Origin of the sequence: Pontixanthobacter luteolus (assembly GCF_009828095.1) — a bacterium.
In the GTDB taxonomy this organism is placed as follows: Bacteria; Pseudomonadota; Alphaproteobacteria; order Sphingomonadales; family Sphingomonadaceae; genus Pontixanthobacter; species Pontixanthobacter luteolus.
In genome coordinates, this window is the sequence record NZ_WTYP01000001.1 from 1,372,889 (window position 1) to 1,395,929 (window position 23,041).

Sequence of the window (23,041 nt, forward strand, 5' to 3'; positions counted from 1 at the left end):
CGACAGCGCCTTTGGATTAGGCCGCTGACCTGAGATGAGATTCGCCCTCGCTGCTGCATTTTCGCTTGTATTCTCCGCTCCGGTTCTCGGGCAGGAAACTGCGCCGCCTGCGCAGCCAGTATGGGCATTCGAGGAAAGCGATGTTCCGGTAGACCCGGCGTTTCGTTTTGGCGTGCTCGAAAACGGGCTCCGCTACATCATTCGCGAAAACAACCGGCCAGAAGGTACCGCGCTGGTGCGGATGCAGATCGGTTCCGGCTCTCTGTCGGAACGCGATGAGGAACGCGGGCTGGCGCACTTTCTTGAGCACATGGCGTTCAATGGATCACGGCGCATTCCGGAAGGCGAGATGATCAAATTGCTGGAACGCGAAGGTCTGGCATTCGGTGCCGACACCAACGCCAGCACCGGTTTCGAGAACACCAGTTACCGGCTTGACCTGCCACGAAATGATCCGGCTCTGCTGGACACTGCGCTGATGCTGATGCGCGAGACCGCTAGCGAACTCAATCTGAACCCGGACGCTATCGACCGGGAACGCGGCGTTATTCTGGCAGAGCGCCGCGACCGCCGGAATTATTCGCAGCGAGAGACGGAAGACCGCTTCGCATTCCTCACCCCCGGCGCGCGTTATATCGATCGTTTTCCGATCGGCATTCCCGAAGTGCTTGAGCAAGCAACTGCCGATCAGTTCCGCGAATTTTACGCGCGTGAATACGTACCAGCCAACACGGTGCTGATGATCGTCGGCGATTTCGAAACTGACAGCGTAGAAACAGCGATCCGTGACCATTTTTCAGACTGGGCGGCAGCACCATTGCCGGTTGAACCACCGGTAGGGCCGATCGCGCTGGAGCGTGCCGGTGAAACGGACATTTACCTCGATCCGGCATTGTCCGAACGGGTTGCGATATCCCGCAACACAGCCGCGCTGGACGAGATCGACACCGTGGCTAGCCGCCAGCAGAACCTGCTTCGGCAAATTGGATACAGGGTGATCAACCGCCGGCTACAGCGCCTTGCCCAAGGGGAGGATGCGCCCTTTCGTTCGGCAGGTTTCGGCACCGGCACGATTTTCGAAGATGGGCGGACCACCAACCTGATCGTTGATACCGCCGATGGCGGATGGGCAAAGGGTCTGGAAGCTGCCGCGTTGACTCTCCGGACCGCTCTCGCGTTCGGCTTCTCCGATGCTGAGGTAAGCGAACAGGTCGCGCGAACACGCGCCGGGCAGGAAAACGCAGTTTCAGCAGCATCCACCCGGCGCAATAGCAGCCTGATCAGAGCTGCGTCTGCTCTGATCGACGACGGGATTGTTCCCTCCACTCCGCAAAGTTCGCTCGAACGATTTGAACGTTTTGCACCCTACATAACTCCTGCTGCTGTGCTGGCTGCGGTAAGGAACGATGCTGCACGGCTCGACAATCCGATGATCCGGTTCCGTGGCAGAATCGCCCCGGATGGCGGGGCAGCGGCGCTTCGTTCAAGCTGGAACGAGCTCGCCTCGCGCAAGATCAGCAGACCTGAAACAATTGCCGCCAGTCAATTCGCCTATACCGATTTTGGGCCAGCCGGACAGGTCCTGTCAGATGAGAAAGACGCCGATCTCGGCATCCGAAAAATCCGATTTGCAAATGGCGTGATGCTTAACCTGAAACAGACTGACCTGTCGCAGGATCGGATCAGTTTCAGGATGAATGTCGATGGCGGCGATTTGCTCAACACCAGACAGAACCCGCTTGTGACGTCACTTGTCGCAGCGATGCCTGCTGGCGGCTTAGGCAAACACTCGGTCGATGAACTCCAGACCATACTTGCCGGGCGCAACGCCCGCATCACGATCAGCAGCGGCAGCGATACTTTTGTCAGCAGCGGCACCACCACGGGGCGTGATCTGGAGTTGCAGCTCCAACTGCTTGCAGCGACGCTGACCGATCCGGGTTATCGCAAAGAGGCACAGACCCGGTATCGCCGCAATGTAACCAATTATTTCAAGACCCTGGACGCGACGCCCGGCAATGCTCTGTCAGCCTCTCTCGGCAGCATCCTGTCTGACGCTGACCCGCGTTTTTCGTTGCAAAGCGAGAAGGCGATGAAGGCCAGGACATTCAGCCAATTGCAGGCGGATATCAGCGGTCGCTTGAGGGAAGGAGCGCTGGAGATTGCCCTGGTCGGCGATTTCGACCCGCAACAGGCGATCGATCTGGTGGCAGCCACGCTAGGCGCGCTTCCGCAGCGTGAAATGGAGTTCCGCCCGTATGCAGATGCGCGCCAGCGCCAATTCACGGCCAACCGCTCTCAAAGGATTGTCACCCATCAGGGCGAACCTGATCAGGCCTTGCTGCGTTATACGTGGCCCACCCGCGACGATGAAGACTTGCGCGAAGCGCAGACGCTCGAGCTACTGGAACGGGTGACCCGGCTGTGGCTTCAGGAAGAGCTGCGCGAGAAATTGGGCAAGGCGTATTCGCCAACCTCCAGCAATGCACTGTCGGGGATTTTCCCGGGTTATGGGACCTTCTCTATAACAGCATCAGTGGACGTGTCCGACATCGAGGAAACCCGCGCGGCGATATCCAGAGCGGTCAATGCGCTCAGAGAACATGCGGTTGATGCCGACACCCTTGCCCGAGCGCGTCAGCCCTTGCTGGAGGCGTATTCCAATGCCCTGAAAAGCAATGGAAGCTGGCTCGGCCTCGTTGATAGGGCCCAATCCCATCCAGAAGACATCGCCCGCTTTCTGAAATCGGAAGACGTCATCAAAGGCATTTCCGCAGAGGACGTCCGCATGATGGCGGAAAGGTATTTGAGCGAAGATGCCGCTGTCGAAGTGCTGGTCCTGCACGAGAGCAAGGCAAAGCACGAAACCGTCAGCGGCGGATAATGGCCAGCTTCGCCTTGCAGCGAAGCGAGTCGCACGTCATAGGCTGCGGGCAAGTTCGAACCCGGCGCCGCTGCGCCATATGCGGGAGCACTCGCCCATGAAAGTCCACATTCACGTTTCGCTGAAACCCGGCGTGCTCGACCCGCAGGGCCGCGCAATCCATCACGAACTCGAAGCGCTTGGCTTCGCAGGCGTGAATGATGTTCGCGCAGGCAAACTGATCGAACTCGACGTGGCAGATGATACGAGCGATGATGATCTCGATCAGATGTGCCGCAAATTGCTCGCCAATATGGTCATCGAAAACTACCGGATCGAAAAACTGGAAACAGCCTAATGTCGTTTCGTTCTGCCGTAATCACTTTCCCGGGTTCCAACTGCGACCGGGATATGGCCGAGGCACTGGCCAAGGTCTCTGGCTCAGCGCCTTTGCGCGTGTGGCACGGTGATGCCGAACTTCCCGAAAAACTGGATTTCATCGCCCTGCCAGGCGGCTTCTCCTACGGCGACTACCTCCGTTCAGGCGCAATGGCCGCGCGCAGTCCGATCATGAAGGCAGTCATTGCTGCCGCTGAACGCGGCGTGCCGGTTCTGGGTGTATGCAACGGTTTTCAGGTGTTGACGGAAAGCGGCCTGCTGCCCGGCGCCCTGATGCGCAATGCGAGCCAGAATTTCATCTGCCGCACGGTCGCTCTCAAGGTTGAAAACAACCAGAGCCTGTTTACCGGCGGCTATGAAGCGGGTGAAACGATCCATATTCCGGTTGCCCATCACGATGGCAATTTCTTTGCCGATGAGGACACTCTCGACCGGCTTGAAGGCGAAGGCCGCGTGGCATTCCGCTATCTTGAGAGCTGCAACGGTTCCCGCCGTGATATTGCCGGTATCCTGAACCAGGCCGGCAATGTGCTGGGCATGATGCCGCACCCTGAGCGGGCGATTGAACCGGAACATGGCGGCACCGACGGGCGCACTCTATTTGAAAACGCTGTGCACGGGCTTGTTCACGCCTGACCGGCGCTCGCTCCATGCGATCAGGCGATCAGGCGATCAAACGTCCGCCGTCTTCAAACAGTGACAACGCTTCGACCGCCGGCATCGGTCGGCCGAAGTAGTAACCCTGGATCTTTGTGCAGCCGAGTTTGCGGATCAATTCAGCTTCCTCCGCATTCTCAACTCCTTCGGCGGTCGTGGTCATTTCAAGGCTGTCGGCCATGGCCACAACTGCGCGGATAATCGCCAGGCTTTCGGCACTGTTTTGCGCCGCACCCTGAACGAAGCTGCGGTCGACCTTAATGGTCGAGAAGCTCAGCTTGCGGAGATACCCCAGCGAAGAATAGCCGGTGCCGAAATCGTCCAGCGCGACGGTGCAGCCCAGTGCGATCACCTGTTCGAGAGCGGCCCTGGCGATATTCGCATCGCGCAGGAAGATACTTTCCGTAACTTCGATTTCGAGCCGGCTCGCCTCCAGTCCGCTTTGCGACAGCGCACGAATGACAGAGGCGGCAAATTCCGGTTCGATCAATTGTTCGCCCGATACGTTTACCGCGATCCGCACATGGCGCGGCCACCGCGTCGCCTCTAGGCAGGCCTGTTCCAGCACCCAAGTTCCTATCGGCACGATCAGGCGCGTATCCTCTGCCAGCGGGATGAATTTGTCAGGCGGCACAAAGCCATGTTCCTGGCTGTTCCAGCGCAGCAGGGCTTCGAAGCTGACAATTGTTTCCTCATGCGCATCGACCACAGGCTGAAAGTTGAGCGACATCTCGTTGCGTTCAAGCGCACGCCGGAGCGAAAATTCGAGTTTGCGCCGCTCCTCCGCTGATGCGTGTAGCGACGGTTCATAGGCGAAGTGCTCGCCCCCGCCTTCATCCTTCGCGCGGTACAATGCGAGGTCCGAATTGCGCATAATCTCTTCAACGGAATTGCCGTCTCGCGGGCCGACAGCCGAACCGACACTGGCCCCGACATACAAAGTATGGTTATCGATGTCGTAAGGCTGGGAAAGCCGTGCGATCACCTTGCGCGCCAGATTTTCGATCGTGCCCTTTTCGGATGCGTCCCTGATCACGATTGCGAACTCATCCCCGCCCAGACGGCCGCACATCGTGTTATCGTCCATCAATTCCTTGAGCCGTTTCGACACCTTCGCCAGCAATTGGTCGCCGACCAGATGGCCGAGCGAATCGTTCACGGCCTTGAACCGGTCCAGGTCCAGCATCAGGAACGCACAGCGCGTGCGCCATTGTTCCGCATAGCGGATCGCATCACGCAGCGCCTCGTTGAGCATCAGCCGGTTCGGTAGACCGGTAAGCGTATCGTACCGTGCGAGATAGGCGATCTTCTCGCTCGATTCGCGCTGCTCGGTCACATCAGATCCCACGCCCCGGAACCCCATATAGGTACCCTGTTCATCGAGGATCGGTGTGCCGGAAAGCTCCCACCAGCGATGCTCTGCGTTGATGGTGACCTTGACGATCAGATTGGAGAAGTTCTCACGCCGCTTGAGCCTCTCGGCCAGATCGTGAAGGCTCGGCACGAAATGCCCCGTCTCCCAAGCATCGCCTGCAATCAGCTGGATGAATGGCTTGCCTTCGATCTCTTCCGGCGGCTTGCCCAGCGCGAATGCGAAACGCGGGGAGATGCTGCGCACCTTGCGGTTGGTATCGACCTGCCATAGCCAATCGGCCTGGTTTTCCTCAAATTCGCGAAGAAGCAGCGACACGACTTCGCTTTTCTCAGCAACACCTGCTTCGGCAATTCGTGCGGTGAGGTAGGTTCGTGCGCTTTCAATCGTTCCCACACAAAGCAGGCCAGCGAAGAACATGGTGATCGCGGAAGTGGCATAATCGCCGAGGATCAAGCCGGTAATGGCCGCCGCCAGCGCCGTGATGGTCACAAATATGATGGTCCCCAGCGGAGCAGCCGCCACAACCAGCGCGGATCCAACTGAAAGAGTGCAGGCTATGGCCCATATGGCGAGCAATTCCCGCGGGCCCGCCAGTAATGAAAAGCCGACTATCGGTATGCACCAAACCAAGCTGATAAGTACCACCGCGACCCAGTGTTTGCGAAATTCGTCGCGGGTCAGCCGCCGGCTTTCGGCATCAGCCAAACCCTGATCGCAGCGGTTTCCGTAATAAAGCACGCCGGCCAGCGCCGCAGTCCAGGCGGCAATTGCAATCGGCCCTACGCTTGCCCAGAAAATCCAGAACACCAGCGCTGCGGCCACGCCGTGCGCGATCATGCGCGGCAAAACCCCCTTGGCCAACTTGGCGTATTGCAGGCCGCGCAGGCGCGCCCAGTCATCCTGTCCGGGACTGGTGATTCCGACGACAGCCAGCGCAGGAAGGCGCGCCGGCAGCGCGGGAAGGTCAGATGGGTTTTTGTTCACCCGTTGCCGGTAACCGAGAAAGGTTAGCGGGCAGTAAAACACCCCCCGCGCAAACATGCCCCGACCCGGCATTAAGAGCGGGGCAAAATTACTTCAGATCAAAAACTTAAAGGAAAATTCCTGCTCACACCATCACTCGACCGTCACCGATTTGGCGAGGTTTCGCGGCTGGTCGACATCGGTGCCTTTAACGCAAGCCGTATGATAGGCGAGCAGTTGGACAGGCACAGCGTAAACCAGCGGAGCGATAAGCGGGTGAACACGCGGCATCTCGATCGTCGCGATGCAACCTTCGCCCGCCGCGTCCAGACCTTCACGGTCGGAGATCAGTACAATTTGGCCACCGCGCGCACGGACCTCCTCCATGTTGGAGACGGTTTTTTCAAACAGCGGACCAGATGGCGCAATAACGATGACCGGAACCTGATCATCTATCAGCGCAATCGGGCCATGTTTCATTTCACCCGAAGCATACCCTTCGGCGTGGATATAGCTGATTTCCTTGAGTTTAAGCGCACCCTCGAGTGCCAGCGGGAAGTCAGGCCCGCGGCCCAGATACAGTACGTCGCGCGCCGGAGCGATCAGATGAGCCATGCTGGCGATATCGTCATCGTGATCGAGCGCCGCATTCAGACACGCAGGTGCCTCAAGAAGGTGTCCAACCACCTCGCGTTCTTCATCCCGGCTCATGTGGCCTTTCTTCACCGCCAGATGCGCAGCGAGAGCGGCAAGCACTGCCAGTTGGCAGGTAAACGCCTTGGTCGAAGCAACGCCGATCTCTGGACCGGCATGGGTCGGAAGTAGAAGATCGGCCTCGCGTGCCATCGAGCTGGTCGGCACGTTGACGACCACGCCGATGGTTTGCCCTGCCTGTTTGCAGTGACGCAGCGCTGCGAGCGTGTCTGCGGTTTCACCCGACTGCGAAATGAACAGGGCTAGCCCGCCATCTTCCAGCACCGGTTCGCGGTAGCGGAATTCGCTCGCGACATCGATATCGACCGGCACTCGGGCAAACTGTTCGAACCAGTATTTCGCGACCATCCCAGCGTAAAACGAGGTTCCGCAGGCGACGATGGTGACGCGTTTGATCGTGGAAAGGTCGAAATCGATCTGCGGCAGTGCCACGGTTTCCTGAGCCCGGTGAACATAGCTCTGCAATGTCTGCGCGACCACGGTCGGCTGCTCGAAAATCTCTTTCTGCATGTAGTGGCGGTAATTGCCCTTCTCTACTGCAGCTGCCGACGCTCCCGAAGTCGTAATTTCGCGCTCTACCGAATTGTTTTCACTGTCGAATATCCGCGCCTCACCCTTGGTGATCACGACCCAATCACCTTCTTCCAGATAGGCGATTTTCTGGGTCAGTGGGGCCAGTGCGAGTGCATCGGAACCAAGGAACATTTCGCCTTCGCCGTAACCCACGACCAGCGGCGAGCCGAGGCGTGCGCCGATGAGCAGGTCCGGATTCTGACGGAATGCAATCGCCAGAGCGAAAGCTCCGCGAAGTTTCGGCAGCACTGCCTTCACCGCATCTTCGGGGCTGGCGCCGCCTTCAATCTCTTCCGACACCAGATGCGCAACCGCCTCTGTATCGGTGTCGCTTTCCAGCGACCGGCCCTTTGCGATCAGATCATCGCGCAGCTGCTTGAAATTCTCGATAATTCCGTTGTGGACCAGAGCAACCTCGCCAGTCGCGTGCGGGTGCGCGTTGTGTGTGGTTGGCGCGCCATGCGTGGCCCAGCGGGTATGGGCTATGCCGATCGTTCCGGGTGCCGGATTGCCAGCCAGCTCTTCGACCAGATTGTTCAGCTTGCCCTGCGCCCTGCGGCGCACCAGCTGCCCGTTATCGATTGTGCACACCCCTGCACTGTCATAGCCGCGATATTCCATCCGCCTCAGGCCATCGACTAGCCGATCCGCAACCTGGTTTTCGCTGACAATCCCGATAATACCGCACATGGAATGAAGCCTTACTTTCAAGTTCTTGCAAATGTTCGGGCAGCTTTACCCGAAACAGCTTTCCGCTTCGTGTAGCGACTGCTGCAGTCGTTTCAATCGCTGATTGGCTGTGTTCGCGGTCTGCCCGCGTACCACAGCATCAAACCGGCAGCGATGATGATGCCCGCACCGGCAAATGTGGCAATGTCAGGCACATCGCCGAACCACAGCCAGCCAAGCGATGCTGCGACCAGTATCTGCACGTAAGTCATGGGCGCAATGGTGGCCGCGCCCGCTTTCGTCGTGCCGATGAACACCAGCCAGTGCGCTGTGCTGGCAGTTACCGCGACAAGCGCGCAGCGGGCGATCACCGTCCAGTCAGGCACGCCGATCGACAAGATTGGTTCACCGCTGAAATGACCCGCGGCAGCAGCAAGGATCAGAGTGGGCGCAGCAACCCCAGCCATGAAAACCTGCATCGAAAGGGCACTTCCGTCACGCGCAACCGCCCTGTTGGCCAAGACCAGAAGGCTCATGAACAGCGCAGAACCCAGCGGCAGACACGCCGCCCAGCCCAGTTCCAGAAAATTCGGGCGCAAGATGAGCATCACGCCGCCAAACGCAGCAAGCGATGCCAGCCACGTTATCCGCGGGACACGCTCTTTCAAGATCGGACCACTGAGGATGGCCGTGATAATGGGAGCAACGAAAATCAGCGATGTCGCCTCTGCAAGCGGCATCAGGAAAACTGCCGAAAAGAAGCCAATCGTCGCCATTGCGAGGCACAGGCCCCGGCCAAATTGCAGCCATGGCCTGCGCGGGCGAAAAGCCGGTGGGCCTTGCTGGACCAGCAACAGCGCAGACAATCCGATTGCCCCGAATACAAACCTCAGTGCAGCTACCGCGATTGGCGACCACTGGCCGGCCATCGTTTTGATCACAGCATCGCCAACCGACAATAACGCAAAGCCTGCCAGCGCGTACAGCAATCCGGTTCTGGTATCGTGTTCTGCCATCAGTGCCCCTGCGAAAGAGGCGCCCTATGGCGGAGATTGGCAAATTGCCAGCACAGACTTTCGCAGCGGGCCTGCCTAGGGTGCGTGCTGGCTGGAGGCAGCGGCTTTACGCTCGAGTGCTTCCCTGTTTTGCAGGTAGATCCAAGGCACGTGCGCGGCATCGAAACGAGACCGGATTGCACGCGGGAAAAACGGAGGCATATGATCACCCACGATCAGAATGTCGGATTCAGGGAAATCGTCCGACATGATCTCTTTAAAGATCGAATCCGCCACCAGTTCGTGAACGCGGTAGCTGCGACATAGCATCGGGTAACTGTCACGCCAGTCTGCATCTCCCAGCGTACAATTTTCCGTCCCGAGAACCTCGTCCGAAGCAACCGGAAGGTGCGCGTTAAGCGTTAGCCAGTAAACGAAATTTCTCTCGGATTTGGAGTTTTTCAGATCCTTGCCGAAGACTGCCGGCACATCGACGTCACACGCGCCAGCAAAGACGCCGTCACAGAAATGCGCACCATCTGCGCGGAGACTTTCTTCAAAGTGACTGCTCTCGAAGCCGAGCTTGGGATACCATTCCCAGCGACTGAAAAATTCGCTGTTGAACGAATGATATGCGGTTGCCGAAAAACCGGCTTCCCTGAAGCGTTCTGGAAGGCAGTGGGAGTTGTCGAAGTCGAACGAGTTATGATCCGCCCATACGCCGCACAATTCACGCACTTCGGCGTTGGTTGTGGAGCCATAATATTCGCTGATCCCGCGCGAGGCCGTGTAGCGTTGCTGCAGCTGGGATGTATCCCACACAGCGCGATCGATACTTTGGTCAAAATCGTTATTCGGAACACCCCAGCTCTCAACAACAATGACAATCAGGTTCTTCGCCGCAATCGATTGAGGATTGATACCATTTTGCAGGATCGCGGAATCAATCGGAGTCCCGGCCGGCGCGACGGCTTTGTAACTGCCCCTTGTCCCTTCCGTTGCCAGCGTATCGACATTCACCAACAGTGCGACCGCAGCAAAGGCCATCACATATTGTTGCCGTGAAACGAACTTGTGCGTGCGAGAGCCGAAATGAAGAGCCAGGCCCATGGAAATCAGCAGGATCACGCCAGCGGCCACATATTCAGGCGACTGCGCCGGCGACAGCTCGCCTACGTATTGATCGACATGGATGATGTTCTTCAAACCAATGTTGAATGATTTGGTCACGTAAACCGCCAGAACCGTCAGAAAGATGCCTAGCATCGCGCCCATGCGGATCACTCGGTGTGGCTGCTGCGCTGCAATCATCGCAAAAATGCCGCACAGGAACATAGGGGTAGCCATCGAAGGTCCACCGACCGGCCACATCGCCACAATTGCGAGGTTTGGTAGCAGCACCCACCAAAGCGCCCACTTCCAAGGCATTTCCTTGAATAGCTCGAATTTGAAAAGCCCGCTCATGATACCCCCTGCGATCGGTACTCGACTGATAAAGAACGATATCCAAAGGTGGTTAACAAAGCGTTCGTGCCGCACCGGCCCGCAGATTTGCGCGTTTAGGAAAAAATAAGGTTTCCAACCTATTCACCATTTCTGATCACAACTGCTTGGGCATAACGCGTCAGCAGAGATTTAGGATTTACCGGGCTTTGGCCCACATGAGGGGACTCTCGATGAGCGCTTTTGGACGTAAGAATGGACCTGGCGGGATGAATTCCGGTGGCCGTCCGTCTTTCGGTGTCGCGCGCCCCATGAAGGGCGGCGATAGTAAACCAGCGCCAAAAGACGACGCACCTCTGCCAGGGGGCGAGCAATTCCCGCCCCTGCCGGGCGAAGGCGAGGCCTCAGCCGAAAGCGGCGGCGGCCAGCCGAACAAAAGCGATGCAATGACCCGCCTGACCGACCGCGCCAATGCGGTCATGGCGGACCAGACTGAAGTTGGCGGTTTCGAAGCCAGTGTTCACAAGATCAAGGAGCAGGTGCTGCCGCGCTTGCTCGAACGCGTCGATCCGGAAGCGGCCGCAACGCTCAGCAAGGAAGAATTGAGCGAAGAATTCCGCCCGATCATCATGGAAGTGCTGGCGGAACTCAAGGTCACGCTGAACCGCCGCGAACAGTTCGCGCTGGAAAAGGTGCTGATCGACGAACTCCTCGGGTTCGGCCCGTTGGAAGAACTGCTGGGCGACCCGGATGTATCCGATATTATGGTCAATGGCCCGCAGCAGACCTACATTGAAAAAGGCGGTAAACTGATCATCGCCCCGATCCAGTTCCGCGACGAACAGCATCTGTTCCAGATCGCGCAGCGGATCGTGAACCAGGTCGGCCGCCGCGTCGACCAGACCACACCACTCGCCGACGCCCGTCTCAAGGACGGTAGCCGTGTCAACGTGATCGTCCCGCCTCTGTCTCTCAAAGGCACCGCGATCTCGATTCGTAAATTCTCTGAAAAACCGATCACGCTCGACATGCTCAAGGGTTTCGGTTCGATGGATGACAAGATGTGTACCGCGCTGAAAATCGCGGGCGCTTGCCGGATGAACATCGTGATCTCCGGCGGTACGGGTTCTGGTAAAACCACCATGCTCAACGCTCTGTCGAAAATGATCGATCCGGGCGAACGCGTTCTGACGATCGAGGATGCCGCGGAACTCCGTTTGCAACAGCCGCACTGGTTGCCGCTGGAAACGCGCCCGCCAAACCTTGAAGGGCAAGGCGCGATTACCATTGGTGACCTGGTGAAGAACGCTCTGCGTATGCGTCCTGACCGGATCATCCTGGGTGAGATTCGTGGTGCAGAATGTTTCGACCTTCTCGCCGCCATGAACACGGGCCACGACGGTTCGATGTGTACGCTTCACGCCAACAGCCCGCGCGAATGCCTTGGCCGTATGGAAAACATGATCCTTATGGGCGACATCAAGATTCCGAAGGAAGCCATTTCGCGCCAGATCGCGGAATCGGTCGACCTGATCGTACAGGTCAAACGTCTTCGCGACGGTTCGCGCCGCACCACCAACATCACCGAAGTGATCGGGATGGAAGGTGATGTGATCGTGACGCAGGAGCTGTTCAAGTTCGAATATCTGGACGAAAGCGAAGACGGCAAGATCATCGGTGAATTCCGCGCATCGGGCCTGCGCCCGTACACACTGGAAAAATCGCGCCAGTTCGGTTTCGATCAGGCCTATCTGGAAGCCTGCCTCTAAGTCAGGCTTCTACTGCCGCGTACCGCATTAAACTGCGGCAAAGCTCTTTATCGCCAGCAACATCATTGCTGATCCGATCATCGTGCAGAAAACGAAAATGCTGGTCCACGGCACCCAGCCGACATTGTCGAAGCGCGCGGTGCGTGCCCGGCGGCGCTCTGCCCACAGGGCGATCACGGCCATCACCAACATAGCCGCCCCGCCCAGTCCGACCAGCTCGGCCTCGCTGGCAAATAACAGATGATTGGCGATAGCGTTCACCCGGCGCATATGGGCAGGAGTTATGCGGCTTGCAATATGGCCTGCGCCCTGCACGTTGCACAACGCGCAACTTGCCCTATTGCTGCGCCGTGAGCAGCGAAGAGACCACCGAACCCGTTCAGCGGCCGCTTTACGCGCTGTTGATCCGACTGGGCGCTGCGTTTGTGCTTTCGGTGATGCTGGTGCTGGTCAAATTATCCAGTGAAAGCGGTATCCATCTCGCCGAAATCCTGTTCTGGCGGCAGTTGCCAACAATCCCGATCCTTCTTCTGTGGTTTGCATCCACCGGCGCACTTTCCGCGCTGAAAACGCAGCGACTTGGCAAACACGCGCAGCGCGCACTGTATGGCATCACCGGAATGTTCCTGAACTTTGGCGCGGTCACCCTGCTCCCGCTGGCTGAAGCGACCACGTTCGGCTTCACCTCGGCAATCTGGGCAGTAATTCTGTCCGCCTTGCTGTTGAAGGAACAAGTGGGCCTTTACCGGTGGGGAGCAGTCTTTCTCGGTTTCGCCGGGGTTCTTATTATCGCCCAGCCAGGTGACGGACACATACCGCTGTTCGGCGCGATGGTCGCGCTTGCCGCGCCATTCATGATCGCGCTCATATCGATCCAGATTCGCGATCTGACCCGAACTGAAAGCCCGATGACGATCGTTTTCTATTTCTCGCTATTCACGGCCCCGCTGCTCGCCCTGGCATTGCCCTTCACCTATGAGCCCCATTCACCCTATCAATGGGCATTGCTCGGCGGGCTGGCACTATCGGGATTGCTGGGACAATTCCTGCTGACTGCCGCGCTGAAATACGGCGCAGTCGCCAGTGTCATCGTGATGGATTACAGCTCGCTCCTGTGGGCCACTGTGTTCGGTTTCTGGTTTTTTGACCGCCTGCCAACCGCAGCCCTGTGGATCGGCGCCCCGCTGATCATCGGTGCAGGACTGATTATCGCATACCGTGAACACCGTGTCGCAGCAGCGGTTCGATCCGTCCCCCGTATACCCTGAGGCCGGAACCTATTACCGTGTCACGTAGTTTATTTTCCACCCGGGCCATTCCGGCCTTTTGGAGCACGATATGATCAAGAAGATCCTTATTTCGACGGGCCTCGCCGCAATGCTGCTTGGCACCGCCGCCTGCAACACCGTGCGCGGTGTTGGCGATGACCTTCAGTCTGCTGCCGACGCTGTCGACGAAGAAACATAAGTCAGTTCTTCATCCGGCCCAGTTTGCGCGCACGCCCCTCGCGGATGATGAGCCACAGGAATAATCCGACTGGGCCGGCAAAGAAGGTTGCGAGCAGGATCGGCGCCTGAAGCCAGCGCGAAAACTCTTTCGCATCTGCATCCTTCGCAATCCACAGGCCAACGAACAGGTCGAACGCCAGATAGTGAATCCAGCCGATTGTGACCCCGCCTTGCGAGGAAAAGATCGCGCGCACGCCTTCGATGGTTGAAAAGCTGGTCGTTGCATCGGCTGGGCCGACCGGGTCCGCCCAGCCGGCGAGAATGCTGACGATGCCCGCCGTGTAGACAAGACATAACAGCCCCACCCCCAGATACATGATCGCGCTCATCACCAGTGGCTTTCGCGGCAGCAGGATCAGCATGGCCCATGCGATCATCGCCAGCATATTGCCCGAACTGAATATTGCTTCCCACATGGCAGGCTCCGCTTGATTTAGTCTTGCAGGACCGGAAGGCTGTTGGCCGCCCTTCTGATCCCGTCAGTGTCGTGTACGAATTTCCCGGCGGCCTTGCGCATCGACATGGCCAGCGCGGCTCTTGCTACCGTTTCGGCGGGAACAGACCGGTATTTTCGGTATTTGCCCTGCATCATCGCGTCGATCAGCGGACTGCCGATCATGGCGAGCTTTTCCCCGACACGCATGTCATCTTCGCGTTTCCCGCGCAGCAATCCCGGGCGGAAAATATCCACCCGGTCGAAACCTACCTTCAAAAGGTCGCGATCGGTTTCGCCCTTCACCTTGAGGTAAAAATTTTTGGACGCCGCATCTGCTCCGGCGGAGCTGATGGAAATGATATGCTTCACCCCGGCCTTTTGCGCCGCCTGCGCTGTTTCGAGCACAAGGTCGTGATCGACTGCGCGAAACGTATCCTCGTCTTTTCCTGCTTTCTTCCAAGTCGTGCCCAGCGCGGATATGATCACGTCGGGCTTTACCCGCTCCAGCACCGCACCCCATTCGCCCGGTTGCGCAACAACCATCTCCATACACGCATGGGTCGGCATTCTCGCCTCGCGGCGGGCGATACCAAGCACACGCAGGTCCGCGCGGTGGGCGCTTTCTTCCATGATCGTGCGGCCAATCAGGCCGGTCGCGCCGACCAGAGCAATTCGAACGGGGTCACTCATGAATAAACTCAGACATTTGAGAGGCCTTCCGGCATCGTCCCGTAAATTTTTGCGCACTGATCGATTGCAAACCGATCGGTCATTCCGGCGATAAAATCGGCAATGTGCCTGCTTCGATCAGGCTCGTGATCGGGCAAGGTATCCTTCCAGCCAGAAGGCAGCAGGTTGCTGTCCTGTTCGAAAGCCGCATACAGGCGCGCCACCACGTTCCGCGCGTTTTCAGCCGTGGCGATCTGTTCCGGGTGGTAATAGAGCTTGTCATACATGAAGTTCTTCAACTGGCGCTCTGCCCCAGCCATCGCAGGGGAGAACCCGCCCAGCGCAGCGCCCGCTTCACGCACCTGATCGATCGTTTCGACATCGGCGGTCGCTTTTTCCGTCTGTTCGATCACATCGTTGACCATCAGTCCGATTTGTCCCCGCACCAATTCACGTAACTGGCGGTCACGGTCGGCATTTGGGAATCGTTTTTCGACCGTGCGCCACTGATCCGCAACGAAGTCTATCGTCAGCAACTCGTCAAGCTCAAGGAAGCCTGCCCTCAGCCCGTCATCGATATCATGATTGTCATAGGCGATATCGTCAGCGACCGCTGCGATCTGCGCCTCCAGCGAAGGATATTTGGCAAGTTCCAACGAGAAATCGGCATCCAGTTCAGCAAGCGCCCATCCGGGGGATAGAACCGGCCCGTTATGTTTTGCCAACCCCTCCAGCAGTTCCCATGTCAGGTTCAACCCTTCGTGTTCGCAATAGGGGCTTTCCAATCGCATCAGCGTGCGCAGTGACTGCGCGTTGTGATCGAAACCGCCGTGCTTTTCCATCGCCTGCGACAGCGCCTTTTCCCCGGCATGGCCAAAGGGTGGATGACCAATATCGTGGGCCAGACAAAGCGCCTCGGTCAGGTCTTCGTCCAGGCCAAGGGTTCGCGCGATCACTCGGCCAATCTGGGCAACTTCGAGTGAATGGGTCAGCCGGGTGCGGTAATGGTCCCCGTCGGGGGCGATAAAGACCTGCGTCTTGCTACGCAGCCGGCGGAAGGCGATGGAATGGATTATCCGGTCCCGGTCGCGCTGAAATTCGCTGCGCGGCCCCCGCGTCCCATCGCGGTTCTCATCGAATTCACGGCCACGCGACGCGGCAGGATCGGCAGCAAGGTGTGCGCGTTTCATTCTGCTGCGCGGCTTAGGCGGTCAGACCGGCGCGAACAACGGGAACAATCGGGCAACATCACGAAAGCCGGACCCGCAGGCCCCTTTACTCTTCGCCCATGATCCAGTCGGCTGCCGCATGGCAATGGATTCTGGCGGAATCGAAAATCGGCAGCACGTTGGCGTCGATATCCACCACCAGTTCCAGTTCGGTGCAGGCGAGAATGATCGCACTTGCCCCGGCCTGCTCTTTTTGAGTGATGATTGTTTTTAGCGCCCGTTCCGCATCACGGCTTACCTTGCCGGCCATCAACTCCTCGTCAATTATCCTGTCGATATGTTCGACATTGTTCATATCAGGAGGCAGCAGATCGACACCGTGCGCGACAATCCGCTCGCGAAAGAATGCCTCCGTCATGACATTGCGGCGCCCGATCAGCGAGACCTTGGTCTTCCCGGCTTCGGCAACGCGTTTCCCAATGTAGTCTGCCGCGTGGAGGATCGGAATGTCGACCGCCTCGGAAATGCGGTCGAAATTCTTGTGCATGGAGTTGGCACAGATCACCAATGCCTCTGCCCCGGCCTGTTCCAGCTTGGTAGCCGATTCAATCAGTCTCTCTCCGGCGTGGTCCCATCCGGCACCATCGCGGGTACCATGCAGTTCTGCGAAGTTAAGACATTCAACCAGAAGTGGTGCCGTTGTTCGGGGGGTTGTGCGGCGCTGTATCAGCCGGTTGATCTGTTCAAGGTAAACCCGGGTGGAGATCCAGCTCATCCCCCCGATCAGTCCCAAATTACGCACGCATTACTCCTGCTCGCAGGTCCGATGACTGATTTCGATCAATCCCGGCCAATCTGATTTCATCGGATATTAGGCATAAGACGAGATCAAAGTGAATTAGTTTTGATCGCTAGTGGTTAATTGGACCTGCGCCAGCCACGTCCGGACTGCTTCGGCCGTTTGGTCCGGCGCTTCTTCCATTGGCAGGTGCCCAATCCCGTCCAGAACCAGCAGCTCGCTGCGCGGCAGATTGGCACCGAGCCATTCGCCTGCGGATAAGGGGATGAGAGCGTCTTCCGCCCCCCAGATCACAAGCGCCGGCATATCCAGCCCGGCAACTTGCTCAGCTGTCAGCGGCACGCGCTTCTGACCGAACCGGAAAATCGTCGCTTCGCGGTTGCCGGGATACCGCAGCAATTCCCAATACCGATCAACCGCTTCGGGTGTGACCACTTCCTGCCTGCTCACGCTTTGCGACAGGCTCTGTTCGACGAGACTGCGCGGAGTGATATGTTTCATCAGCTGGTTCAGCACGGGCGTGCGGGCGATAGTAAAGCCGATATTGCCGGCGCTGTCGTCGTCATCGCTCTGCATTTGCGGCGGACCCGATGCGTCGACCAGTATCATCCCATCGACCCTGTCCGGATGCGCGAGCGCATATTGCAGCGTATGGCCGCCGCCCATCGAATTGCCGCCGAGGATGAAACTGTCGATCGCCAGCTTGTCCGCTACCTGGTCTATCGTCTTCACGTACGTGCCGATCCCGTAATCGCCATCAGGGGTTGCCCCGGTCAATCCATGGCCAGGCTGATCGAACCGTATGATGCGGTAGTCGGATTTAAGCCGGTCAACCCATGGCTGCCAGGTGTGCAGATCGGCATTGGACCCATGCAACAGCATGATGACAGGTGCTTCTCTCGGGCCCTCGTCACGCAAGTGGACAGTGAGGCCGCTTTCGATCTGAACGAACTGCGAAGGCGGCGTCCCGTACTTGGCGCGCATTTCGGCCGGGTCTGTGTCAGGCGTTCTGAAGATCAGAAATACTGCGACAAGCAGCACAGCAATTATCACGCCACCCTTGGCCAGAAACTTCATTGCTCCATCTCCGCAATCCATTGATCTATCACTGCCAGACCGGCTTCATCGACGGTCGATTTTCCCAGTTCCGGCATGGCGACGCCGGGCGCGGTGCTGCCCATGCGGTACGCCAGGATAGAGCGCTCAGGATGACCAGGATCGATGTCGAATTCATGCCCGCCAGACCCGCGCCCGGCAGCAACGGGCCGCTTGCGCACACCGAAGGCAAAGGGTTCGTCCTGCTCCCAGCGGAGGTCCAACCCCGAATTCGATGCAGTCGCCCCCGGCCTGTGGCAATGGGCGCAATTGACGTCGAGATAAGCCCGGGCAGCTGCGTTTAGGTCGCTGCCTTTGCGATCTTCCCAAACTGGTAGCGCATCGTGCTTATCCGGCAGTTTATCCAGCCGCGAACGACCGGCCATATCGGACAGCCACCTATGCGACAGATTGCGCGCCTTAGGGCCAATAGGAACCACTGCGCCTTGCAAGCCGTGGCATTCCTTGCACTGGTTCTTGTTCGGTATCCGGTAACTGATCTGGCCGCTGTCGCCGGCATCGACATCCACCCGCGCGCCCGCCAATGCCAAGGCTGCATCGCTCTGTTCATCGTTCCAGCGATAAGGCAGCGCAAGCCATCCGCTTTCCCGGTGCAGCAACACCCGCGTTTCGATTAACCGCCGCGCATTCCCATCGCCGAACGCAAAAGTCTTGATCAGTGCCGCACCTACCGGAAATTCCAGCAGCCCGGCCCCGTTTGCGCGCATTTTCGTACCGGCAGGCAAATATACAAAGCGCAGCTTCTCCGCCCCGTCAGAATACAGCGGAGTGTTCAGCCGGTAGGGCGTCACACCAGCGCTGGGGATTTGTCTGCTGCTATCAACAAAGAACGCAAAATCGCTCAGGCTGCGCGGCAGGTTTTCTCCGACAATCACAGCATGATTGACGGCCTGCGGCGCACTCGAATTCGCTGAATAAGACGCGCTCAAAGCCAGCGTGATAGCGGCTGCAAGAAATACGCCGGCGCGGGCGATCATCCCAGCCTGTCCTCCAGCTCCGATGGGGCGCCGACGCCTTCTGCCTGGAACGTCTTACCGGGCGCATCAACCACCAGCGGGCCCGGATTTGCATCGCCAAGGCCCTTCCCCTGCTCGGTAAGGCTTAGCGACCAGCCTGCAGTGCCATCCACCGCATAGAGCGCAGTGGTGCCGTCTTCCGACAGGCCGTCCCACAATACGGATGGAAGCGAACCACCGAATGCCGTCATCAGCATTTCCCCTCCGTCGAGCTGCGGGTTTCGTCCGCTGCGTGCATAGACGTTCGGACCAACTGTTACTTCTCGCGGATAGGGGTTGTAACGATCATCATCGAATGGCTGCGTATAGGCGATGACCATGATGTCTGCCGTATCATTGTCGGTAAGCACATTGTTTTCGACCAGCACATTGTCGTTCGCCATCACCATGATACCTGTGCCGCGCCGCACCCCTGCCACGATATTTCCGGGGGGCGCGAAATTATCCGTGTCATTGTCGACCACCAGATTGCTGCGCACAATCACGTTTCCGCCGCCCATGACCGGCAGCCCGGGAAGGTCGAAGATCAGGATCCCGCCAGTGTTACGGGTGGCGATATTGTTTTCGACCAGCGCGTTGCGGCTGTTTTCAATCTCGATGCCAGCAACATTTGCCTCTGCAATCGAATTGCGGACTGTAATATCGAAGCTTTGCCCGACATAAATGCCTGCATCGGATGCACCCGACACTTTGGTCCCATCGATCAGCACGCCGGTGCTCTCAACCGGATAAATACCATAGGCGCCGTTGTTCTGATCAGGCCCGTTGGTCCAGGTTACGCGAATGCGGTGATAAACGATCGCATCTGCCCCCTTCGACTTGATGCCATCACCCTTGGGATTTTCCAGCGCGAAGTCCCGCAGCGTAACGAAGTCGGAAGTGACCAGCAGCCCCTCGCCCGCGCCCTGCTGTCCGGTGAAATCGAGCACGGTCTGGTCCATGCCCGCACCGCGAAGTGTGACACTGTCGACATCCAGACTAAGCCCGTCGGTAAGCTCGAAGCGGCCTCCCTGCAGAACAATCTCATCACCGGGCTCTGCAAGGATCAGGGCTTCCTGCAGTCGCTCCTGAGCACCCTCGCCAGCCGCTACATTGATGGTTTCAGCCCATGCCGGTGCAGCAATAAATGCCGTCATCGACAGCGCCAGACACGCCGCATTCAGTTTCGCCATTGCATCTCTCCCTCTTGGCATCACTATGCGCGATTAATTGATCGAAACCAAGCCGCTGCTTGAAGCGTATATGAGCGACAGATATCTTTCGGGGACCCGGCGATGAAATTATCCAGAACCGCAATTCTTGCAGCAAGCGCTGCAATGGCCGCTCTGACGCTTGGCTCTCCTGCCAGCGCAGCGCCAGCGTCGATCACAGGCGCCTGGAAAACGGACGACGGGAAATCCGTGATCCAGTTCTACAAATGCGGCCAATCCATGTGCGGGAAGATTTCGCAATTCCTGGTGCCGGAACCGGCGGGCGGCGCGCGCGACACCGAAAACCCGGACAAGGCGAAGCGCGACCGCAAATTGCTGGGGATGCGCATTTTCTGGAATCTCTCCGCTGACGGATCGCGTTTCGAGGGTAAGGGATACAGCCCGGAAGATGGGCGCTATTTCGACGCCGAAGTATGGCGCGACGGTAGCGAGCTGAAGGTCAAAGGCTGTGTCCTGGTATTCTGCCGCACCGCCAAATTCACCAAGGCCTGATCTGAACTAGCCGATCCCTATAGCGCACAGGGCTGCGCTGCTCCCCGTCACCGCGACGACTTCAGCATCACCGATCCGGTCAACCCGGCGAAGGAAGTCTCGGATGCCGGTGGGGTTTTCCGGCTCGCCATCCTGCGCTTCCATGTTCCGCAGTTTCAGCAATTGCGGAACACTGAGGCGGTCGGTCATACGCGCAGCCATACATTCCGCGCGTTTTTCGCCAACACCGTTTTCAACCAGTGCAGAGCGCACCCGCCATTCCACCACGCTGTCCGTCAGACCGGTCGCGATCGCAAAGCCGACCAGCCCGGCGAGCAAGGCCAGGGTCAGGATTAGTTTCTTCATCGATCAGTCCAGATTTTTGACGATTTCTTCGACCATCTTCTTCGCATCGGACAGCAGCATCATCGTCTGGTCCATGTAGAAGACATCGTTGTCGACGCCCGCATATCCCACGCCGCCCATGCTGCGCTTGATGAAGAAGACCTGTTTGGCCTTGTCCACGTCGAATACCGGCATCCCGTAGATTGGCGATGACTTGTCGGTCTTTGCCGCCGGGTTCACAACGTCGTTCGCACCGATGATGAAGGCGACATCGGCCTGGGCAAATTCGCTGTTGATGTCTTCCAGTTCGAACACCTTGTCGTAATCGACCGAAGCCTCTGCCAGCAGCACGTTCATGTGCCCCGGCATACGGCCCGCAACGGGATGGATGGCGAATTTCACCTCCACGCCCTTTTCCTCCAGCAGATCAGCCATTTCGCGCAAGGCGTGCTGTGCCTGCGCCACCGCCATACCATAGCCCGGGATGATGATGACCTTCTCCGCCTGTTCGAGCATGAATGCCGCATCGGCCGCGCTGCCCTGCTTGTAGGGGCGCTGCTCCTTCGCCTCGCCGCCGCCCGCGCCCGCGTCGGCACCGAACCCGCCTGCGATGACACTGATGAAGCTGCGGTTCATCGCGCGGCACATGATGTAGCTGAGGATCGCGCCCGAAGAACCGACCAGCGCGCCGGTGATGATCATCGCCGTATTGCCGAGCGTGAAGCCCATCGCCGCCGCAGCCCAGCCCGAATAGCTGTTCAGCATCGACACCACGACCGGCATGTCCGCCCCGCCGATGGGGATGATCACCAGGAAGCCGATCACGAAGGCGAGCACCGTCATGGCGACGATGAGCGGCATGGTCTCGGAAGGCCCGGCCATTGCAAAGAGCGCGGTCAGCACGATGATCGCGGCCAACACGCCGAGATTGATGACATGGCGAGCGGGCAGCAGGATCGGCGAACCGCTCATCCGGCCCGAAAGCTTGGCAAAGGCGATGACCGAGCCGGAGAATGTGATCGCGCCGATGGCGATGCCGAGGCCCATTTCGATCTTCGAGACCGCGCCGATCTGCATGGGCAAACTATAGTCCGTGCCGATCGTGTCCATCGGAACGAGCAGCCCAAACGCGCCCGGATTGAGATAGGCCGCCCAGCCGACCAGCACAGCGGCGAGGCCTACCAGCGAGTGGAATGCCGCGACCAGTTCAGGCATCGCGGTCATGGCGATGCGGCGAGCGATGGTGATGCCGACAACCGCGCCGATGGCGATGGCGATCAGGATTTCGCTGGCGGAGAAAAGGTCAGGCAAGACTAGGAAGGTCGGTGTTCCGTCGTTGGTCGATGTGCCGTTCTGGGTAACGGTCGGAAAATGCGTCACCAGCGTCGTCACCACCGCAATCAGCATGCCGATCATGCCGAAGCGGTTGCCCGTCCGGCTCGTCGCGGGCGAAGACAGGCCGCGCAGCGCGAGGATGAAGAAAACGCCCGACACGAGATAGGCGAGCGCCACCCACGGGTTCACCGCCTCGCCGGTCGCGGCATGAGCGGGGGTGGCCAGCACCGCAAACGGCGCGGCAAGGAGAAAGCGACGCATCACTTCTTCTCCTTCTTCTTGTACATGGCGAGCATTCGCGCCGTCACCGCGAACCCGCCGAAGATGTTCACGGATGCGAGCACGATGCCGAGCAGCCCCAGCCACTTCGCCCCCGGCACATCCGCCGCTGCCGCCGCAATCAGCGCGCCGACGATGATGACGCTGGAAATCGCATTGGTCACCGCCATAAGCGGCGTGTGCAGCGCGGGCGTGACCGACCAGACCACGTAATAGCCGACGAAACACGCCAGCACAAAAATCGACAGGATCGAAATAAAGTCCACG

At 58.7% G+C, this 23,041-nt stretch carries 22 protein-coding genes; 7 read left to right on the top strand and 15 right to left on the bottom strand.

The window, feature by feature from the left end; genetic code table 11:
• Positions 1 to 34: 34 nt before the first annotated feature.
• The 3 genes from GRI43_RS06670 to purQ all read left to right on the top strand — a co-directional run bounded on the left by GRI43_RS06670 (position 35) and on the right by purQ (position 3,898).
• The gene (locus GRI43_RS06670) at positions 35 to 2,884 is read left to right on the top strand and encodes a M16 family metallopeptidase (RefSeq protein ID WP_160730233.1); all 2,850 of its coding nucleotides are present in this window, start codon (positions 35 to 37) and stop codon (positions 2,882 to 2,884) included.
• 97 nt (positions 2,885 to 2,981) lie between these two features.
• Positions 2,982 to 3,221, top strand: coding sequence for a phosphoribosylformylglycinamidine synthase subunit PurS (purS, locus tag GRI43_RS06675; RefSeq protein ID WP_160730234.1), 240 nt, complete (start codon positions 2,982 to 2,984; stop codon positions 3,219 to 3,221).
• Positions 3,221 to 3,898: a phosphoribosylformylglycinamidine synthase subunit PurQ gene (gene purQ / locus GRI43_RS06680; RefSeq protein ID WP_160730235.1), complete on the top strand. Its 678-nt coding sequence runs from the start codon at positions 3,221 to 3,223 to the stop codon at positions 3,896 to 3,898. The genes purS and purQ overlap by 1 nt, the downstream gene beginning before the upstream one ends.
• A gap of 28 nt (positions 3,899 to 3,926) precedes the next feature.
• Here purQ and GRI43_RS06685 read toward each other — a convergent pair whose 3' ends face one another.
• The 4 genes from GRI43_RS06685 to GRI43_RS06700 form a co-directional block, all read right to left on the bottom strand.
• Positions 3,927 to 6,335: a putative bifunctional diguanylate cyclase/phosphodiesterase gene (locus GRI43_RS06685; protein WP_160730236.1), complete on the bottom strand. Its 2,409-nt coding sequence runs from the start codon at positions 6,333 to 6,335 to the stop codon at positions 3,927 to 3,929.
• Between the two features lie 75 nt (positions 6,336 to 6,410).
• Entirely contained in the window at positions 6,411 to 8,234 is a 1,824-nt protein-coding gene (gene glmS / locus GRI43_RS06690; RefSeq protein ID WP_160730237.1) for a glutamine--fructose-6-phosphate transaminase (isomerizing), read from the bottom strand.
• 92 nt (positions 8,235 to 8,326) lie between these two features.
• A complete protein-coding gene (locus GRI43_RS06695) occupies positions 8,327 to 9,229 on the bottom strand; it encodes a DMT family transporter (RefSeq protein WP_160730238.1) in 903 nt (300 codons plus the stop codon).
• 75 nt (positions 9,230 to 9,304) lie between these two features.
• On the bottom strand, positions 9,305 to 10,672 hold the full coding sequence (locus GRI43_RS06700) for a sulfatase-like hydrolase/transferase (protein WP_160730239.1): 1,368 nt from the start codon (positions 10,670 to 10,672) through the stop codon (positions 9,305 to 9,307).
• A gap of 212 nt (positions 10,673 to 10,884) precedes the next feature.
• Here GRI43_RS06700 and GRI43_RS06705 point away from each other — a divergent pair, with 212 nt between their 5' ends.
• Entirely contained in the window at positions 10,885 to 12,420 is a 1,536-nt protein-coding gene (locus GRI43_RS06705; protein ID WP_160730240.1) for a TadA family conjugal transfer-associated ATPase, read from the top strand.
• Positions 12,421 to 12,447: 27 nt separating this feature from the next.
• Here the strand turns inward: GRI43_RS06705 and GRI43_RS06710 are convergent, their stop codons facing one another.
• Positions 12,448 to 12,681 carry a hypothetical protein gene (locus GRI43_RS06710; RefSeq protein WP_160730241.1) on the bottom strand — a complete coding sequence of 78 codons (234 nt, stop codon included), beginning with the start codon at positions 12,679 to 12,681 and terminating at the stop codon, positions 12,448 to 12,450.
• A gap of 89 nt (positions 12,682 to 12,770) precedes the next feature.
• Here GRI43_RS06710 and GRI43_RS06715 point away from each other — a divergent pair, with 89 nt between their 5' ends.
• Together GRI43_RS06715 and GRI43_RS14020 are read left to right on the top strand one after the other, a co-directional pair.
• Positions 12,771 to 13,688, top strand: coding sequence for a DMT family transporter (locus tag GRI43_RS06715; protein ID WP_338090018.1), 918 nt, complete (start codon positions 12,771 to 12,773; stop codon positions 13,686 to 13,688).
• Between the two features lie 70 nt (positions 13,689 to 13,758).
• Positions 13,759 to 13,887, top strand: a complete 129-nt coding sequence (locus GRI43_RS14020) for a hypothetical protein (RefSeq protein ID WP_268893573.1) — start codon at positions 13,759 to 13,761, stop codon at positions 13,885 to 13,887.
• A gap of 1 nt (position 13,888) precedes the next feature.
• Here GRI43_RS14020 and GRI43_RS06720 read toward each other — a convergent pair whose 3' ends face one another.
• The 7 genes from GRI43_RS06720 to GRI43_RS06750 form a co-directional block, all read right to left on the bottom strand.
• Entirely contained in the window at positions 13,889 to 14,344 is a 456-nt protein-coding gene (locus GRI43_RS06720) for an ABA4-like family protein (RefSeq protein WP_160730242.1), read from the bottom strand.
• Between the two features lie 17 nt (positions 14,345 to 14,361).
• Entirely contained in the window at positions 14,362 to 15,054 is a 693-nt protein-coding gene (locus GRI43_RS06725; protein ID WP_160730243.1) for an NAD(P)H-binding protein, read from the bottom strand.
• An 8-nt stretch (positions 15,055 to 15,062) separates the two neighbouring features.
• A complete protein-coding gene (locus tag GRI43_RS06730) occupies positions 15,063 to 16,223 on the bottom strand; it encodes a deoxyguanosinetriphosphate triphosphohydrolase (RefSeq protein WP_160730244.1) in 1,161 nt (386 codons plus the stop codon).
• An 85-nt stretch (positions 16,224 to 16,308) separates the two neighbouring features.
• A complete protein-coding gene (locus GRI43_RS06735; RefSeq protein ID WP_160730245.1) occupies positions 16,309 to 17,004 on the bottom strand; it encodes an amino acid racemase in 696 nt (231 codons plus the stop codon).
• 96 nt (positions 17,005 to 17,100) lie between these two features.
• Positions 17,101 to 18,078: an alpha/beta fold hydrolase gene (locus tag GRI43_RS06740; RefSeq protein ID WP_160730246.1), complete on the bottom strand. Its 978-nt coding sequence runs from the start codon at positions 18,076 to 18,078 to the stop codon at positions 17,101 to 17,103.
• Positions 18,075 to 19,094, bottom strand: a complete 1,020-nt coding sequence (locus GRI43_RS06745; protein ID WP_160730247.1) for an SO2930 family diheme c-type cytochrome — start codon at positions 19,092 to 19,094, stop codon at positions 18,075 to 18,077. Before GRI43_RS06745 ends, GRI43_RS06740 begins: the two co-directional genes overlap by 4 nt.
• Entirely contained in the window at positions 19,091 to 20,305 is a 1,215-nt protein-coding gene (locus GRI43_RS06750; RefSeq protein WP_160730248.1) for a parallel beta-helix domain-containing protein, read from the bottom strand. The genes GRI43_RS06745 and GRI43_RS06750 overlap by 4 nt, the downstream gene beginning before the upstream one ends.
• Positions 20,306 to 20,407: 102 nt before the next feature.
• Between GRI43_RS06750 and GRI43_RS06755 the strand changes: the two genes are divergently transcribed.
• The gene (locus tag GRI43_RS06755) at positions 20,408 to 20,836 is read left to right on the top strand and encodes a DUF2147 domain-containing protein (protein ID WP_160730249.1); all 429 of its coding nucleotides are present in this window, start codon (positions 20,408 to 20,410) and stop codon (positions 20,834 to 20,836) included.
• 6 nt (positions 20,837 to 20,842) lie between these two features.
• On the opposite strand, the gene GRI43_RS06760 is transcribed toward GRI43_RS06755, so the two are convergent.
• From GRI43_RS06760 to GRI43_RS06770, 3 genes are read right to left on the bottom strand one after another with little or no spacing between them, the layout of a single operon-like run.
• Positions 20,843 to 21,181, bottom strand: coding sequence for a hypothetical protein (locus GRI43_RS06760; RefSeq protein ID WP_160730250.1), 339 nt, complete (start codon positions 21,179 to 21,181; stop codon positions 20,843 to 20,845).
• A 3-nt stretch (positions 21,182 to 21,184) separates the two neighbouring features.
• Positions 21,185 to 22,756 carry an NAD(P)(+) transhydrogenase (Re/Si-specific) subunit beta gene (locus GRI43_RS06765; RefSeq protein WP_235903624.1) on the bottom strand — a complete coding sequence of 524 codons (1,572 nt, stop codon included), beginning with the start codon at positions 22,754 to 22,756 and terminating at the stop codon, positions 21,185 to 21,187.
• On the bottom strand, positions 22,756 to 23,040 hold the full coding sequence (locus tag GRI43_RS06770; protein ID WP_006833497.1) for an NAD(P) transhydrogenase subunit alpha part 2: 285 nt from the start codon (positions 23,038 to 23,040) through the stop codon (positions 22,756 to 22,758). The genes GRI43_RS06765 and GRI43_RS06770 overlap by 1 nt, the downstream gene beginning before the upstream one ends.
• Between the last annotated feature and the right edge of the window lies 1 nt (position 23,041).

Coding starts and splice junctions, on each gene's coding strand:
- GRI43_RS06720 (WP_160730242.1), bottom strand. CDS start 14,344: ATGTGGGAAGCAATATTCAGTTCGGGCAATATGCTGGCGATGATCGCA.
- GRI43_RS06750 (WP_160730248.1), bottom strand. CDS start 20,305: ATGGCGAAACTGAATGCGGCGTGTCTGGCGCTGTCGATGACGGCATTT.
- GRI43_RS06705 (WP_160730240.1), top strand. CDS start 10,885: ATGAGCGCTTTTGGACGTAAGAATGGACCTGGCGGGATGAATTCCGGT.
- GRI43_RS06685 (WP_160730236.1), bottom strand. CDS start 6,335: ATGTTTGCGCGGGGGGTGTTTTACTGCCCGCTAACCTTTCTCGGTTAC.
- GRI43_RS06700 (WP_160730239.1), bottom strand. CDS start 10,672: ATGAGCGGGCTTTTCAAATTCGAGCTATTCAAGGAAATGCCTTGGAAG.
- GRI43_RS06740 (WP_160730246.1), bottom strand. CDS start 18,078: ATGAAGTTTCTGGCCAAGGGTGGCGTGATAATTGCTGTGCTGCTTGTC.
- glmS (WP_160730237.1), bottom strand. CDS start 8,234: ATGTGCGGTATTATCGGGATTGTCAGCGAAAACCAGGTTGCGGATCGG.
- GRI43_RS06755 (WP_160730249.1), top strand. CDS start 20,408: ATGAAATTATCCAGAACCGCAATTCTTGCAGCAAGCGCTGCAATGGCC.
- GRI43_RS06695 (WP_160730238.1), bottom strand. CDS start 9,229: ATGGCAGAACACGATACCAGAACCGGATTGCTGTACGCGCTGGCAGGC.
- purQ (WP_160730235.1), top strand. CDS start 3,221: ATGTCGTTTCGTTCTGCCGTAATCACTTTCCCGGGTTCCAACTGCGAC.
- GRI43_RS06725 (WP_160730243.1), bottom strand. CDS start 15,054: ATGAGTGACCCCGTTCGAATTGCTCTGGTCGGCGCGACCGGCCTGATT.
- GRI43_RS06730 (WP_160730244.1), bottom strand. CDS start 16,223: ATGAAACGCGCACACCTTGCTGCCGATCCTGCCGCGTCGCGTGGCCGT.
- GRI43_RS06760 (WP_160730250.1), bottom strand. CDS start 21,181: ATGAAGAAACTAATCCTGACCCTGGCCTTGCTCGCCGGGCTGGTCGGC.
- GRI43_RS06745 (WP_160730247.1), bottom strand. CDS start 19,094: ATGATCGCCCGCGCCGGCGTATTTCTTGCAGCCGCTATCACGCTGGCT.
- GRI43_RS14020 (WP_268893573.1), top strand. CDS start 13,759: ATGATCAAGAAGATCCTTATTTCGACGGGCCTCGCCGCAATGCTGCTT.
- purS (WP_160730234.1), top strand. CDS start 2,982: ATGAAAGTCCACATTCACGTTTCGCTGAAACCCGGCGTGCTCGACCCG.
- GRI43_RS06670 (WP_160730233.1), top strand. CDS start 35: ATGAGATTCGCCCTCGCTGCTGCATTTTCGCTTGTATTCTCCGCTCCG.
- GRI43_RS06765 (WP_235903624.1), bottom strand. CDS start 22,756: ATGCGTCGCTTTCTCCTTGCCGCGCCGTTTGCGGTGCTGGCCACCCCC.